This is a genomic window from Alteromonas sp. ABH4_456, assembly GCF_056160645.1.
The window spans coordinates 105,843-120,977 of record NZ_JBSWXO010000009.1 but is presented as its reverse complement, the minus strand read 5'-3'; the positions used below and the strand labels follow the sequence as shown (position 1 = coordinate 120,977).

10 protein-coding genes are annotated in these 15,135 nt (G+C 50.0%); 8 read left to right on the top strand and 2 right to left on the bottom strand.

What is annotated here, in order from left to right; genetic code table 11:
* The first annotated feature begins 44 nt into the window (after window positions 1-44).
* The 6 genes from ACXAG2_RS14510 (at window position 45) to rhaM (ending at window position 9,541) form a co-directional block, all read left to right on the top strand.
* Window positions 45-1,079, top strand: coding sequence for a family 43 glycosylhydrolase (locus tag ACXAG2_RS14510; protein ID WP_474868062.1), 1,035 nt, complete (start codon window positions 45-47; stop codon window positions 1,077-1,079).
* Window positions 1,080-1,182: 103 nt separating this feature from the next.
* The gene (locus ACXAG2_RS14505) at window positions 1,183-3,186 is read left to right on the top strand and encodes a GDSL-type esterase/lipase family protein (RefSeq protein ID WP_474868059.1); all 2,004 of its coding nucleotides are present in this window, start codon (window positions 1,183-1,185) and stop codon (window positions 3,184-3,186) included.
* Between the two features lies 1 nt (window position 3,187).
* Window positions 3,188-4,747: a rhamnogalacturonan acetylesterase gene (locus ACXAG2_RS14500; RefSeq protein ID WP_474868057.1), complete on the top strand. Its 1,560-nt coding sequence runs from the start codon at window positions 3,188-3,190 to the stop codon at window positions 4,745-4,747.
* Window positions 4,748-4,749: 2 nt separating this feature from the next.
* The gene (locus ACXAG2_RS14495; protein WP_474868054.1) at window positions 4,750-5,592 is read left to right on the top strand and encodes a sugar phosphate isomerase/epimerase family protein; all 843 of its coding nucleotides are present in this window, start codon (window positions 4,750-4,752) and stop codon (window positions 5,590-5,592) included.
* Between the two features lie 531 nt (window positions 5,593-6,123).
* A complete protein-coding gene (locus tag ACXAG2_RS14490) occupies window positions 6,124-9,150 on the top strand; it encodes a TonB-dependent receptor (protein ID WP_474868052.1) in 3,027 nt (1,008 codons plus the stop codon).
* A gap of 76 nt (window positions 9,151-9,226) precedes the next feature.
* Window positions 9,227-9,541 (top strand): L-rhamnose mutarotase, encoded by a 315-nt coding sequence (rhaM, locus tag ACXAG2_RS14485; protein ID WP_474868050.1) that lies wholly within the window; start codon window positions 9,227-9,229, stop codon window positions 9,539-9,541.
* 7 nt (window positions 9,542-9,548) lie between these two features.
* Here rhaM and ACXAG2_RS14480 read toward each other — a convergent pair whose 3' ends face one another.
* Window positions 9,549-10,025 carry an acyl-CoA thioesterase gene (locus ACXAG2_RS14480; RefSeq protein WP_474868047.1) on the bottom strand — a complete coding sequence of 159 codons (477 nt, stop codon included), beginning with the start codon at window positions 10,023-10,025 and terminating at the stop codon, window positions 9,549-9,551.
* Window positions 10,026-10,264: 239 nt separating this feature from the next.
* Between ACXAG2_RS14480 and ACXAG2_RS14475 the strand changes: the two genes are divergently transcribed.
* Window positions 10,265-11,320, top strand: coding sequence for an aromatic ring-hydroxylating oxygenase subunit alpha (locus ACXAG2_RS14475; protein WP_474868044.1), 1,056 nt, complete (start codon window positions 10,265-10,267; stop codon window positions 11,318-11,320).
* A gap of 130 nt (window positions 11,321-11,450) precedes the next feature.
* On the opposite strand, the gene ACXAG2_RS14470 is transcribed toward ACXAG2_RS14475, so the two are convergent.
* Window positions 11,451-12,230 (bottom strand): DUF1961 family protein, encoded by a 780-nt coding sequence (locus ACXAG2_RS14470; RefSeq protein WP_474868042.1) that lies wholly within the window; start codon window positions 12,228-12,230, stop codon window positions 11,451-11,453.
* 171 nt (window positions 12,231-12,401) lie between these two features.
* On the opposite strand from ACXAG2_RS14470, the gene ACXAG2_RS14465 reads away from it, so the two are divergent.
* Window positions 12,402-15,107: an exo-rhamnogalacturonan lyase family protein gene (locus tag ACXAG2_RS14465; protein WP_474868039.1), complete on the top strand. Its 2,706-nt coding sequence runs from the start codon at window positions 12,402-12,404 to the stop codon at window positions 15,105-15,107.
* The last annotated feature ends 28 nt before the right edge of the window (window positions 15,108-15,135 follow it).

Below are 15,135 nucleotides of genomic sequence, written 5' to 3'. Positions count from 1 at the left end.
CTACACTCGCTTCACTCAGTGACGACTTATTAACGTGGACAGGGATGAAGCCTGAAGCAATTATTCTATGCCTTGCTGTTTCTTTGATGACAGCTTGTGCCGGTGTCAGAAGCGTATCTGAAATACAGTCTTTGCAAGGTAAGGCAGCCCCGAAACCACTTTACCGTGACCCCGTTTATGACGGCGCCGCTGATCCTACAGTTATGTGGAATCCTCAAACTTCCAGCTGGTTCATGTTCTACACAAACCGGCGTGCCAATATGCCAGACCCCGAAGGTGTTGAATGGGTTCATGGAACGCCCATCAGTATCGCAGAATCAACGGATGGTGGTGTGACATGGCGCTATAAGCGCAATGCTGTCATCAACTATCCCCACTCCGGTGATAACAGTATTACCTACTGGGCACCAGATGTGTTTTTTCATGAAGAAACCTGGCACATGTATCTCACCATTGTGCCCGGCGTATTTACAGACTGGGCTCATCCCCGCACCATCGCGCATTTCACCAGTACTGACATGCTGTCATGGCATTATGAGTCAACATTGAAGCTGGCCAATGAGAAAGTCATTGATGCCGATGTCATCGCCCTGCCGGATGGTGGCTGGCGCATGTTTTACAACAATGAGCCTGACGGGAAGTCTGTGTACTATGCTGACAGCGACGATTTGTATCACTGGCAGGACAAAGGCAAAGCTCAACTGGCCAGTCGCGGGGAAGGTCCGGTTGCTTTTAAGTGGCAAGGTTACTGGTGGCTGATTGTTGACGCATGGCGAGGGCTGGCGGTTTACCGCTCGAATGATTTAACCCGCTGGGAACAACAAACCGGCTATTTACTGGCGGACCCCGGAACAGGAAAAGACGACGGTATTAACGGCGGCCATCCCGACGTAGTGGTTGAGAATGATCGCGCCTGGCTTTTCTATTTCACCCATGGCGGCAGAGTGGGAGAGAATGCAGGGAAAGACAATGCAGAGTCCAGACGCAGTGTCATTCAGGTCACTGAGTTGCAGTTTGAAGGTAACTGGCTGACTACTGACAGAAACGCACCAGCGCTTATCTCCTTACCGGCAAAATAATTTTGAACCCGCCGGTTCAAATGTGAAATTATTTCTACATACCTGTTTACGCATTGTGAATCCTTGTGATTGAATTTGACTGTACTTTTCAGGATGAATCACAGTGAAACTAACCAATCCATTTGCCGCGAGGCTTGCCGGCCGCACCGCTGTTTTAGCAAGCATCATTACCTTCACAGCTTTTTTCCTGGCAGGTTGTGCCAAATCCCCTCCCCCCCAATCCAAACCTGACTATACCGCTTACCTGTTTGCGTCGTTCAGAGGTAATGGTGAAGACGGCTTGCATCTGGCATACAGCAGAGACGGTCTGAATTGGACTGCGTTGAATAACGATTATGCCGTTTTAACACCGGACGCCGGCACGAAGCTGATGCGGGATCCCACGTTAATAAGAGGACCGGAATCTTTTCACATGGTGTGGACCACCGGCTGGGAAGACAAAGGTATTGGTATAGCTCACAGTGATGATTTGGTCACCTGGAGCGACCAGCAGTTTGTCCCAGTGATGTCGTCCTATCCTGCCGCTAAAAATGCCTGGGCGCCGGAAATTTATTATGACGAAACTGAGCAGGAGTTTGTCATCTTCTGGGCATCAACCCTGGCCGGAAAATATCCTCAAACAGAGGCTCAGGCAGATAAAGGCTGGGATCATCGCATCTATGCAACACGCACGAAGGATTTCGCCGGATTTGCCCCGACCACCCTCTTCTATCAGCCAGACTTTAATGTCATTGATGCCAACATTACGGCGCTGGATTCAGGATACGTGATGCTGGTAAAAGACGAGACCCGCTATCCTGCCGCCAAACGCTTACATACGGCTTTCAGTGATAACATCAACGGGCCATGGAGGTTCACTGAATCGTCTTTTTCTCCGGATAGTTTGTGGGTAGAAGGCCCGACGACGCTGAAGGTAAAAGACGGCTTCCTGGTGTATTACGATGCCTATATGACACACCGGTTTGGTGCTATGTTCACCAGAGACTTCATTCACTTTGAAGACAGAACGCCTCAGCTTAATTTGCCTGCCGGCACCCGTCATGGCAGTGCTATTCCCATTACCGAAGAAGAGCTGCAGACACTGCTTAACGCCCGGGGTGATGACACAACGCACTGGTCAGCAGATTCACTGAAATCAGTGTGCAGTGGTGTACCGTTAACGTGCAAACTAGGTGGCGGCACGGGCAATTACCGGGTCGCAATTTCCGGCAGCCTGTCATCAGATATCTACGCGGAGAGCCGCAGAAAAATGTTCACTCCGGCGGTCGCCAGCGATATGGCTGCTAACCCCGGTCCTTCCACCGCTTACTTCGCGGTTAATGTGCGCGAACCGGAAGGCCAGCCCATTCAGGATGTCAGCGAGCCGTCAACGGACGGACTGAACCTTACCTTTGTGCAGCCCCTTAATACCATCAGCAGTATTGAAGTTACACCAATGAGGAACAGTCGCTCTTTGTTTATCATCGGTGATTCAACGGTGTGCGATCAAACACCGCAATGGTCAAAGGCCAGCGAAGATCGCTATACCGGTTGGGGACAGTTGCTGCCAGCATGGTTTGCGCCGTCAATGACTGTCATTAACTATGCAGACAGCGGAGAAGGCACCGAAGCATTCGCTGTGCCTGATGGCGTGCTCTGGCAGAAAATGGCGGGACAGATCCAGCCTGATGACTGGGTACTGATCCAGCTCGGACACAATGATAAGAAAACCCCAAAGTCCGTTTACGTGTCACGATTGACCGGGTTACTTGAAACCATTCAGGGTAAAGGAGCACATCCTGTTGTGATTTCCCCCATGATCCGCAATCACAATATTTCTCTCACGCAACAGCACATATACGGCGATCTGGTTTTGCGGGACGTGCTGCCGGAGATCACCACCTCCGCAAATGTCCCCTACATTGATTTAATGTCGCTTTCCCACGACTGGGCCACCCGGTTGGGACAGGCTGAAGCACAAACCTATTTTGTGGATGACGATCAGACTCATTCAAACGAACACGGCGCAGGGATATTCGCTCAATTTATAGTGGATGAAATCAGCCGTCAGCAATCAGACCTGGCCAGTTACCTACGTGTATCGCAACATGACAAAGCAGAGAAATAATATGCCTTATCTACCACGCTTCTTACGCCCCTTTTTCGCGTTCTTCGTTACCAGTGTTTGTGTGGTGTTTTCCCTTACCGCACTGGCAGATGACGAAAAGCATCTGACACCAGCCACCATTTTTATCGCCGGCGATTCCACTGCGGCCACTTATAACAATGCTGATCACCAGGGCTGGGGAGCGGTTTTTCAACAATACTTCGACGACAAGAAAGTCACCGTTGATAACCGTGCCAAAGGTGGTCGCAGCACGCGAACCTTTATTGCTGAAGGTTGGTGGGACAAATTACTTAACGATGTGAAGCCGGGGGATATCGTGCTTATCCAGTTCGGTCACAATGATGCCAGCCCCGTTAATGACGACTCCAGAGCCAGAGGGACATTAAAGTCTCTGACTGAAGAATACCGCGACATACACAATTTGCTGACTGACAAAGACGAGCGGGTATTTTCTTTCGGCCACTATATACGTCAGATGGTAGCAGATGTCCGACAGAAAAAAGCCTCCCCGGTTTTACTGTCGCTGACGGCCAGAAATATCTGGCATGGCGATCGTATTGAACGGGGCTCCGGTGAATATGGTGGCTGGATGCACAGTCTGGCCATGGAATTGCACACACCTTTTATTGACGTGACCAACGCTGCGGCTGATCAGTTAGAAGCACTGGGCAAGGAAGACACCGCTGCGCTTTATCCAAAGGATCATACTCACTTTCATACGCAGGGGGCAAAGCTTCACGCTGAAGTCGTTGTCGCTGCCCTAAAAGGTATGCGCCCTTCTCTTTCACCGGCACTGTATTCAGAAGCCGGTAATGCGGTTACTGCGAACAACTGGACCTTCGTTAATTTACCCGTGGTGCAAAATCAGGGACTGCGCAGTGTGTTCATGGTGGGCGATTCCACCGTCAGAAACGGTCGTGGGGATGGTGCCGGCGGTCAATGGGGTTGGGGTGATTTTATTGCCGCCGCGTTACCTGATGCCAATGTGAACTTTGTTAACCGCGCCGTAGGAGGCCTGAGCAGCCGGACTTTCGTCACCGGCGGACACTGGCAACGGGCACTGAATATGATGAAGCCCGGCGATATTGTGCTGTTACAATTTGGCCATAATGATGCCAGCGCGCTTAACGATGACTCCAGAGCCCGCGGTACCATTAAGGGCACAGGCATGGAGCAAAAACGTATTGAGAACATGCTTACCGGCGAACCTGAAGTTGTTCACACCTATGGCTGGTATTTACGTAAGATGATTGGAGAGGCCAAAGCGCAGGGCGTCACCCCGGTAATTTGCTCTCCTGTTCCCCGTAAAAAATGGGAAGACAACGGCTTTCGTACTGCCCGCGCCCGTGACAGTTATCCCCAATGGGCAGAGGCGGTGGCCCGCACTGGCAACACGGCTTTTATCGATTTACACGAGTTGGTTGCAAGCGCTTACGACGGTAAATCCCATGAGTTAATCGACAGCTATTTTGGTGATGCTCATACCCACACCAGCAAAGTAGGCGCAGAAGTCACTGCAGCAATAGTCGCTGAGCGTTTAAAACCTATGCTGGGTATGTAAACATGAATGCATTAAATATCGGCGTACGCGCCCATGATTTTGGTCAGGGCAGTATTGAGGAAGTCTGCAACCGCATTGGCCAGTATGATGTGTCCTGCGTGCAACTGGCTTTGCCCAAGTCCTTTCCTTTTATGGGACCGGACGCCGGGCGCATCACGCCGGGCTTTGCCAGCAAAGTGAAAAACGCCTTCGCTGCACACAATATCGATATTGCCGTGCTGGGTTGCTACATCAACCCCGTGCATCCGGATAAGCAAGTCCGTGAAGTGTCGTTGCAATGGTTTGAAGAGCATTTGCAGTTTGCCAGTGACTTCGGTTGCAAAATCGTGGGAACGGAAACCGGCAGTATTAATGCAGATTGCCTCTGGCATCCTGATAATCATTCAGAGAAAGCGTTCAATGAACTGGTTACCTCAGTGAAAAGGCTTGCCCTGACCGCAGAGAACTTCGGGGTAATCGTCGGTATTGAAGGTGTGGCCCATCACCACATTATTAATACACCGGAACGTTTGTGTCAGTTGCTGGAGGCGGTGGGCTCCTCCAATGTAAAAGTGATCTATGACCCGGTAAATTTCTATCCGGTAAACATGCCTGTCTCTCAGGAGGCTGCCATGGATGAGATGTTTGCAAAGCTTGGACAGCAAATCGTCGCAGTGCACTGTAAAGACTTCATCACTAAAGACCACAAAAAATTCGGGGATTTACCTTCCGGCACAGGTGAGATGAATCACCGCTATCTTTTTGCCTGGCTGGCCAGATTTAAACCGGATATTCAGATCATCCTAGAAAATACATCTGCCGGCAACATCGACAAGGTACTTTCCTTTCTGGATAATCAATTGTAGTTCAACCCTTTTCAAGCGTGTTTGCTCAATCCTCTGTACCCAACCCTCCGGGCAAACACGCAATTTATCCTGCTATTTTTACACCGGCAATTCCCGCGAAACAATTATAAACCAGCCGTCAAAACAGATTTAAAAACCTGTTAGTTTCATATATTGAATTTTTTGTACTTTTCCGAAAATAGTTTTGGCCACTATTGACCGGTAATTTTGACCCCGAAAAGCACGATGACTGACCTGACACACCGGTAAACGACATCAAAACTGCTTATTTTATTATCTTAAAAAACATTATTAATCATAACCTTAAACACACACCGACAGCTCTCATTTCAATTATGGAACTTTATAGTTAAAAGCTTATTTATCCCTTGACGGCTGATTGTGGATGAAAACGCTTGATTGGAAATGATTGGGCTGTGTTGACGACTTTTTGGGCCGGGATTACCATCATTTTCGATGTAAACAAAATATTAAAAACATGTACGGAAGACTTACATCGAACTTGGCCGATAACAGCAAATCGAGGTTAAAATGAAAAACTTCAAGGACAACAGAAGAAACACCGGGCAAAACCCTACCCTTGCCCGCAAGCCACTTGCCACACTTATTTCAAACATACTGATTGCAGGATCCTGTGCGTCCCTTTCACTGGCAGCAGTGCCGGCATTTGCACAGCAGAATACCGCTACGCAGCAGGAAGACGCCATTAAGGTGTCCGCTACTGCTAATGCCAATAACGCTGAAACTGCAGAAGCAGAAAATGCAGATGACGAAACAGAAGTTATTGAAGTCAAAGGTATCCGTTTCAGTCAGCGTGGCGCTATCGATCGTAAGAAGATGGCAGGCACCATTATGGACTCCCTTGTAGCTGAAGATGTCGGCCAGTTCCCCGACAAAAACGTGGGTGAAGCCCTGCAACGTATTCCCGGCGTTCAACTTGACCGTGATTTTGGTGAAGGTGCGTCAATCAGTATCCGCGGTGTTGAACCCGGTTTGCTCCGTGTAGAAGTGAATAATGTATCAGCCCAGGGCTTCGGCGGCGACCGTGGTGTCGACTTCCGCGCCATGGCGTCAGAACTCATCCGCTCACTGGATGTAATTAAAGGTTCAGAAGCCCGGCTAACTGAAGGGGGTATCGGTGGTACCGTGCAGGTTAACACCCGTAAACCTAACGAGTTTACTGAGAACTTCCTGTCTGTGAACGCCGAAGGCCAGTACAACGACCTTACCGGGGAGCCCAATAACCGCTTTAACTTCGTTGGCGTATACAAATTTAATGAAGATTTCGGTGTACTGGCGAACGTAACCAGTGAGAAAAAGAACACCATGATCCATGCTATCCGGAATACCGAGTGGATGCTGTTCGATGATTACGACAACACCGCAGAAAAGACGTTCGTGAATCAGGATTTTGCAGATATTACTGACAAAGCAGACTGTGCCACATCCAGTGATCAGGACATGTGTGAGCAACAATGGTATGACTTCTCTCCCCGTATTCCCCGCTACGGTATCTGGGGTCGTGAGGAAGACCGGATCAGCGCCAACCTGATGGTACAGTACCGTTTCAATGATCGTTTCCAGACACATGTGGGTTACACCTATAACGACCGTGATAAGACCGCAACTGACCTGAACCTGCACCTGGAATCAGGTTCCGCCGCCCGTGTCGATCCGGCATCTGTAGTGGTTGATGACCAGCACAATGTGACCTATTTTGAGACCATTGCCGCCGGTGTAACCAACCGTACGCTGAATTTCGCCTGGGATCAGACAACGTCTATCTTCGAAACAGGTTTCGAATATGATGCCGATGTGTGGAGCGTAGAAGGCTTGCTCTCCAAATCAGACTCTAAGCAGGACATTGATTCCCGGGATACACACATTACTGCCGAAGGTCTTGCAGGCATTGCTGTTACGCTGAATGATGAAGGCATGCCGGAATGGGATTTCAACGACGGGTATTTTTATAATGCCGATGACCCTACCGATACCTCCGACCGTTTTGATGTAAACGACCCGGGCAGCTACCGCTCACGCTCACGCTATAAATATGCACCGCATACCGATGAATCAGACGAAACCATGGCAAAACTGGATTTCACTTATGTGCCGGATTCAGATTTCATCACTATGGTGCGCTCCGGTGTGCAGTACACGAAACAGGAGCAGATCAACGCCGATTATCAGTACAACATCATTCGTGATGTGGGTCAGGTATATAATGGTGTTGAGTGGACCGTTGATGACCAGATTGCGCTGATCAGCGGCAATACTTTCCAGTCAGATGAGTTGTTTGACGGCTATGATTTACCGGTAAGTACCGTAGGCTCTTATCAGGCCGTTGATACCCAGCCTTTCATCGATGCAATTCAGGCCATTTCGGACGACAACACAACCCGTGAAGATCTCGATGTGCGTTCGGGCAACTACGACGTATCGGTAGAAACCCAGGCCATCTATCTGCAGGGTAACTTCGAGACTTACGTAGGTGAGATGCGTCTTTGGGGTAATGCCGGTGTGCGTTACGTTAAAACGAAAACGGCTGCAAACGGTAACGTTTGGGAACGGATTATTGTTGACCAGGTTGATGAGAATGGTGATGTTCTCACTGACCCAATCACCGGCGAAGACTTAGCAGGTGTGGAAGATCCGGATCATCCGGAGGATTTCGAGGGCCGTAAAACTGTTGACGGTGAATACAGCGACACGCTGCCAAGCATTAACGTGAACCTCGGTATCATTCCTAATGAGCTGGTGCTTTACATGGGTGCAGCAAAAGTCATGTCACGGCCAAAAACCACCGACCTGAACGTGAACGCTGACTGTACCATTTATAAAACACGACGCTCTGTCGAAGATGATATTCACGATTACTGTACTGCCGGTAACCCCGCTCTGAATCCGTATCGTGCGAATCAGTTTGATATTTCACTGAACTGGTATCCCGATGAGAACTCAGTCATCTCCGGTGCTTACTTCATCAAAGATATCACCAGTTGGATCATTGATGCAGAAACCCGTTTTGACGTGGACTTCTTCGGCGACGGCCGTCTGTTTGATGTGCGCCAGAAAATCAATGGCTCAGGTGTAACCACCAAGGGTATCGAGCTTCAGGCTTCCACTGTATTCACCTGGTTGCCGGCGCCCTTCGACGGCTTCGGCGGTAGTGTGAACTACACCCGCATGTCTGCTGATGATGTTGGTTTGTTCAACCAGTTAAACGGTGAGGAACTGCCCTTCCCGTCACAATCTGAAAACAGCTATAACCTGACTGCGTTCTATGAAACGGATATGTGGAGTGTTCGCCTTGCATACAACTATCGCGACGAATACCTGGCATCGCCGGCAGACCGTTCCGGGAACCCCGTCTTCGTTGATGATTCCGGGTATCTGGACGCAAAAATTGTATACAACGTCACAGAAAACCTGCGCTTATACGCTGACGGTCGTAACTTAACCGGTGAAGTGAAAACTGACACTGCAGGCCCGCACCGTTTATCAGATCTGCAGTGGTCCGGACGTGAGTACGCTGTAGGTGTGACTTACCAGTTCTGATACCGACATAGTTAACTTTGTTACATAAGGCTTCCTGACAGGAAGCCTTTCTTTGTTTACTCACCAGGAGCAACCTGTGGAAACCATCGCATTTGTAATGCAATTACGCCCCGGTTTTGAAGCGGAATATGAAAAACGCCATGATGAAATATGGCCGGAGTTGGTGACGCTATTGAAAGAAGCCGGAATAGAAGACTATTCCATTTTCCTGCATCCGCAAACGCTGCAACTCTTTGCCACACTTAAGCGCCCGGAAAATCACAAAATGGACATCCTGCCAGAGCAGCCAATAATGCAAAAATGGTGGGCATATATGGGTGACATCATGGACCACAATCCCGATAACAGCCCCGTCAGCGTGCCACTGAAGCCGGTTTTTTATCTCAGATAACAGGAAGCTAATGATGGCCCGTTGAGCTTTGAAAGTCCTGATCTAACTCTTTGGCAAAATCTTTTGCGTGCATGGCAACAAGCTCCAGTTGAAATGCTTCTTCAGATTCCGGGATATACTGCGGCACGCCGGAAGGTTGTCCTTCGTCATCCACCGCCATGAACGTTATAAAACACCGGTTTGCAATAGCAAACTTGCCATCGTGAGGATTACAGGCGGATACCGTCACATACATGTGCATGCTTGAATGGCCCGTATGAACGATATTTGCCTGAATAGATACCACCTGCCCTACATGGACAGGGCGTATAAAGCGGATACCATTCGCTGAAACCGTCACGCAATATTGCCCGCTCCACTGTGCAGCACATGCGTAAGCAGCCTGATCAATCCACTTCATGATCATACCGCCGTGCACCTTACCACCGAAGTTTACATCAGTAGGCTCGGCCAAAAATTGAAATGTCATTTGGGAAGACGACATAGCAAACCCTCATTTCATTCTGTCACCATTAAATATAGTTCAAAAAACAGACAAGTCAGATTTAAAAGCCTGAAGTCGACTAATTGTTGAGATCACGGTTAGCCATGCATCCTTTTATTTAAAATTATTCTTTACGCGAACTCATTTACAGAGTAAAAATGCGCCAAATTCGGGTAAGCCGGATCCTACTCTGCCAGCCAGTCTTGCAGCTTACTTTTTTGTCATTGCCGGAGAACTCAATGGCATTTCAATATCCGCCGGTGAAGAGCTATTTCGACGCTGCATCATGCGATGCTGAGGTTAAGTTTGCCTTCGAAAAAGGGCTGCGTTATGCAGGCCACACGCTTATGGTACCCGAAAAGTTCAGCTACTTTACCCTGCCTCACCTGCATGATCGCTATGTGCTTTTTAATCAGGGTGATGGTTACGACATCGTGTCGAATGTTTGTCTGCACAGACAGGCAAAACTGCTTGAAGGCGCAGGGCGCACACGAAACATCATCTGTAAGTTACATTGCTGGGGATATGACAACCTGGGCACGCTGCGTGGCACACCGCAATTTGGCGAAAAGCAAACCGGAGTACTGAAAAAAGAGTCACTGGTAAACTGGCACGGCTTACTCTTCCGCGACCGCGCGCCGGACATGGACTTAGAAGCACTGGGTCTTAGCAGTTGCATTAACTTCGATGACTATTTTTTCGCTGATCTGGAAACGGCCAGATATAACTTTAACTGGAAGACATTCATCGAGATTTACCTGGAAAATTACCACGTATTCTCTATGCACCCGGGTTTAAAACAGTACGTGAAAGCCGATGACCTGGAATGGGAATTTGGCAATGATTTCTCAGTTCAGAAAGTGGGACTGGGACAGGATTTACTGAAAGCGACAACACCTCACTACCGCCATTTCCAGGATGCGCTGGCTGAGCGCTTCGCCGGCAACCTCCCCCGGTACGGTGCGATCTGGTGCTTTATCTATCCCAACATCATGATTGAGTGGTATCCCGAGGTACTGGTTGTCAGCACCGTGTATCCGGACGGTCCGCGGCACTGTACCAACCATGTAGAGTTTTATTATCCGAAAGCATTCCACGCAAAATCGCCAGAATACTTCACGGCAGAGAAAAACGCCTACATGGAAACCGCTGAAGAAGATGAAGTAGCCTGCACACTGCTGGAAAAAGGTCGTGAAGCGCTTTACCTTTCAGGTGAAGAAGAATTCGGCCCGGTAGACAGTTTTCTAGAAGCCGGTGTTGCCGGTTTTTATGAGTTTTTGACGCCGGCTGAATAGACATGGTGGCAGTAGTTTTCCTGCTACCATTACTGAATGTAACGTTGCTGACCGGCATTTCTGCCTGGCCTTCTATCTTACACAGATAACCTACTTTGTCATAAAGAGCCTGATGACGAATTTTTCCATCCTATTCCTCCAGCGCCCAAATTTTCAAATCGCGGTACTGAAACTTTGTCCACTGCATTTGCCGGAAGCCTAACTTTCCGTCCTGTAACGGCGGGCCGGTGTCGATGCCGTCCACCACGGGCATATCGTCGGTGTAATCGATAACGGTGCGCCCGTTGATTGAAAGCTGAATATGATTCTCGTGCTTCACTAAGCGAATATGATTGATGCGGGTATCTGTTGCCGCTATGCCGGGCTCACCTTGTTGCAGTAACGAGAATGTGTTGTTTTTGCGCAGGTTAGCGTGTCCCCTTGCCGGATTGTGCGCAGCGTTCGCGTAATAAGAAATATGGTAACTGCGAATATCCCCGTTGGTATATTGGGTGAATGTGCCATCCCTCGGAGTAAGGCTTGCATCAAAAATATCTTCACCATGTATACCTTTTGCGGCAAAAAACACGATAACCAGTCCCGCATCGGTTTTCAGCGCCTGCGCATTCCACTCTGCAATGAAACTGTCAGGCAACGCCTCAGGCATCCAGAATACATGATGGCCCGCTTCGTCGGGCGACCACATTTGCATCCAACCGTTTTGAAAGGTTGTCTGGCCCGGGCCTTCCATGCGCCAGCCCGCCATATCCGCCTCCCGGGATAACGGGTTTTGATAAATAATGTCGCCTTTTGTCCATTTTTCTTCCACCACCTGCGCACTGGCAGTCATCCCCGGTGATGCACTACCACTACAGCCACAGACCAGTAAAAATAAAGCGCCTGCAGCAAAATACGTTCTGACTGAAACCATACTCCCTCCTTGTGCCACAACACTATTTTTCAAATGTGAAACTCTTTGACGATTCACAGGCAATCACAACCGGTCAAATAGTGTTATTTTCGTTCTCGTATGATAGAAGTTAAACAAAGATTAACAAGCGGTTAATATTTTTAGTTTCAGATTTGGTATTAAAGGAATCTCATGGACAGACGGCAATTCATCGTTAACAGCAGTATGGCGGCGTCCGTACCGTTTGCATTGTCAGCAACAGGTTGTGCTTCAACGGTAGCGGGGCAGGCAGCAGGGCAACAGGCAATAAAGCCGGTAACACGACTGCCCGGTGCACTGAGCTGGCTGGAGGGTGAGCAACCTGCTTATCAACCGGGCACCACATTTGGCTATCCCTGGCCCCGCGGCGAATTACAAGCTGAAACGCCATTGTCGCTGGTTCATGAATCAGGCACGCAGATCCCGCTGCAGTCCTGGCCCACGGCTTACTGGCCCGATGGCTCGGTTAAGTGGACTGCGCATGCTATTCCGGCAGACGCCCGATGCGGTGATGCGTGTAAAATAGTGAAAAGTAAACCCGTCACGCCAGCTAAGGCGGTATCCGTTGATGAATCGAATCAGCACATCAATGTAAACACCGGTGTCATACAGTTTTCTGTTCCCAAAAAAGGTTCGTCGTTAATCAGCACGCTCTCCCGCGATGGCAAAGTAACGGGGAAAGACGCCAAACTGGTGGGAATGCGAAAAGCGTCGCCTGATAACGACGCCACCAATGAGCATTTTGAATCTCAAATTCAACAGGTCGTTGTGGAACAAAACGGTCCGGTGCGGGCGGTAATTAAAGTAACCGGCATAAACCGCACTGCATCACAACGTGACTGGCTACCTTTCACGTTACGCATGTACGCTTATGCAGGCGGTGAAACCGTACAACTCACCCATTCATTTGTCTTCGACGGAGATGCAGAATCCGACTTTATCAGTGGTTTAGGTCTCAGGTTTAACGTGGTGCAAAGAGACGAGCTTTACAACCGCCACGTTCGCTTAGTGGGCGCAGACAACGGTTTATGGGGCGAGGCAGTAAGAGGCATCACCGGGCTGCGCCGTGACCCGGGTGAAGCGGTCCGGAAAGCGCAAATTGAAGGTATAGCTCTGCCACCTGAGTCAGAGTGGGATGAACGGGTAACCAGCCGTTTGCATTACATTCCCGTATGGAACGATGTCACCCTCACCCAGACAACGGCCAACGGTTTCGAAATCCGCAAACGTACCAAAGCCGGTCATGGCTGGATTGGTTCAGATCAGGGGCATCGTGCCAGCGGCGTCGGCTACCTGGGAGGCGTGTCCGGCGGGATCCTGTTTGGCATGCGGGATTTCTGGCAATTACACCCAGTGCAAATTGATTTGCGGGGCACCGGTCAGGATGAATCCTCTGCCACAATCTGGTTCTACTCTCCTGAAGCCCCCGCGATGGATTTACGTTTTTACCATGACGGCATGGGTCAGGATACCTACGACAAACAACTCGATGCACTGAATATTATTTACGAAGACTATGAGCCCGGATTCGGCGATGCTCATGGTATTGCGCGCACCACAGAGTTTACTCTGGCCGTAACCGGCAGTACGCCATCCCGCCAGCAAACTATTGATATGGCAGCGGCAATTCGCGAACCGGCCAGACTGATTGCCGCACCGCAGGACTACCTGGCAGCCAACGTATTCGGCGGCTCCTGGAGCCTACCGGACTCATCAACCCCTGCCATGAAGAAAATTGAAGATCGCCTGGCCTGGCAAGTGGAATATTATGCCGGGCAAGTGGAGCAACGTCACTGGTACGGATTCTGGAACTACGGCGACATTATGCATACCTACGACAGCGACCGGCACGTGTGGCGCTATGACATAGGCGGATATGCCTGGGATAACTCAGAGCTCTCGCCGGACCTGTGGCTCTGGTACTCCTTCCTGCGCACCGGCGATCCCACCACCTTCCATCTGGCTGAAAGAATGACCCGCCATAACCGTGATGTGGACATTTATCACACAGGCCGCTTTAAAGGATTAGGCACCCGTCACAATGTGCAGCACTGGGGATGCAGTGCCAAGCAAATGCGGATAAGCACAGCGTCTTATCGCCGTTTTCATTATTTTATTACCGGCGATGACCGCACAGGTGATGTGCTCAGCGAAGTGACGGATGCGGATAAAGCGCTGGCCGTGCTCAACCCTACCCGGAAGGTAGAAAGAACCAATCCGATCCCCGGCCTGGCGAAAATGGGAGCCGGTACAGACTGGGGCTCTGCCGCTGCAAACTGGCTGACTGCCTGGGAGCGTACTGGCGACGATAAGTACAGAGCACGTCTTGCGGATGCCATGACAATCATCGGCAATCACCCTCAGGGCTTTTTCGCCGGTGCATTTGGGTATGATCCTGAGAAACAGGCGTTAGTACCTTACCCTGAAGCTGACCCAACCCTGTCTCATTTAAGTTCAGTGTTCGGCCTCATCGAAATGTCCACAGAACTAAATCAGCTCATCGATATTCCGGCTTACCGGGAAGCCTGGCTTAAATACGGCCGGCTTTACAGCGCGCCGGATGAAGAGCAGGAGGCAGCGCTGGGGAAAGTGATGCGCGGCAACAGTCTTACCGTGGCTCACTCGCGGTTAACCGCCTATGTGGCTGCGCAGGAAAATGATCCTGAACTGGCCAGACGCGCCTGGAAAGAATTCAGGCAGGAATGGGGAGGAGAGAAATCCATTGGCACAACCCGGGTAACGGGTCCTGATGTGCTAAACCCCGTTGATGAAGCCGCCTGGGTATCGACAAATGATGCCGCCCAGTGGGGCCTGGCCGCTATTCAGAATCTGGCGCTGGTGAAGTCAGCACTTTCATAGAATGACGCGCTTTCACCGGTAAAGCGCA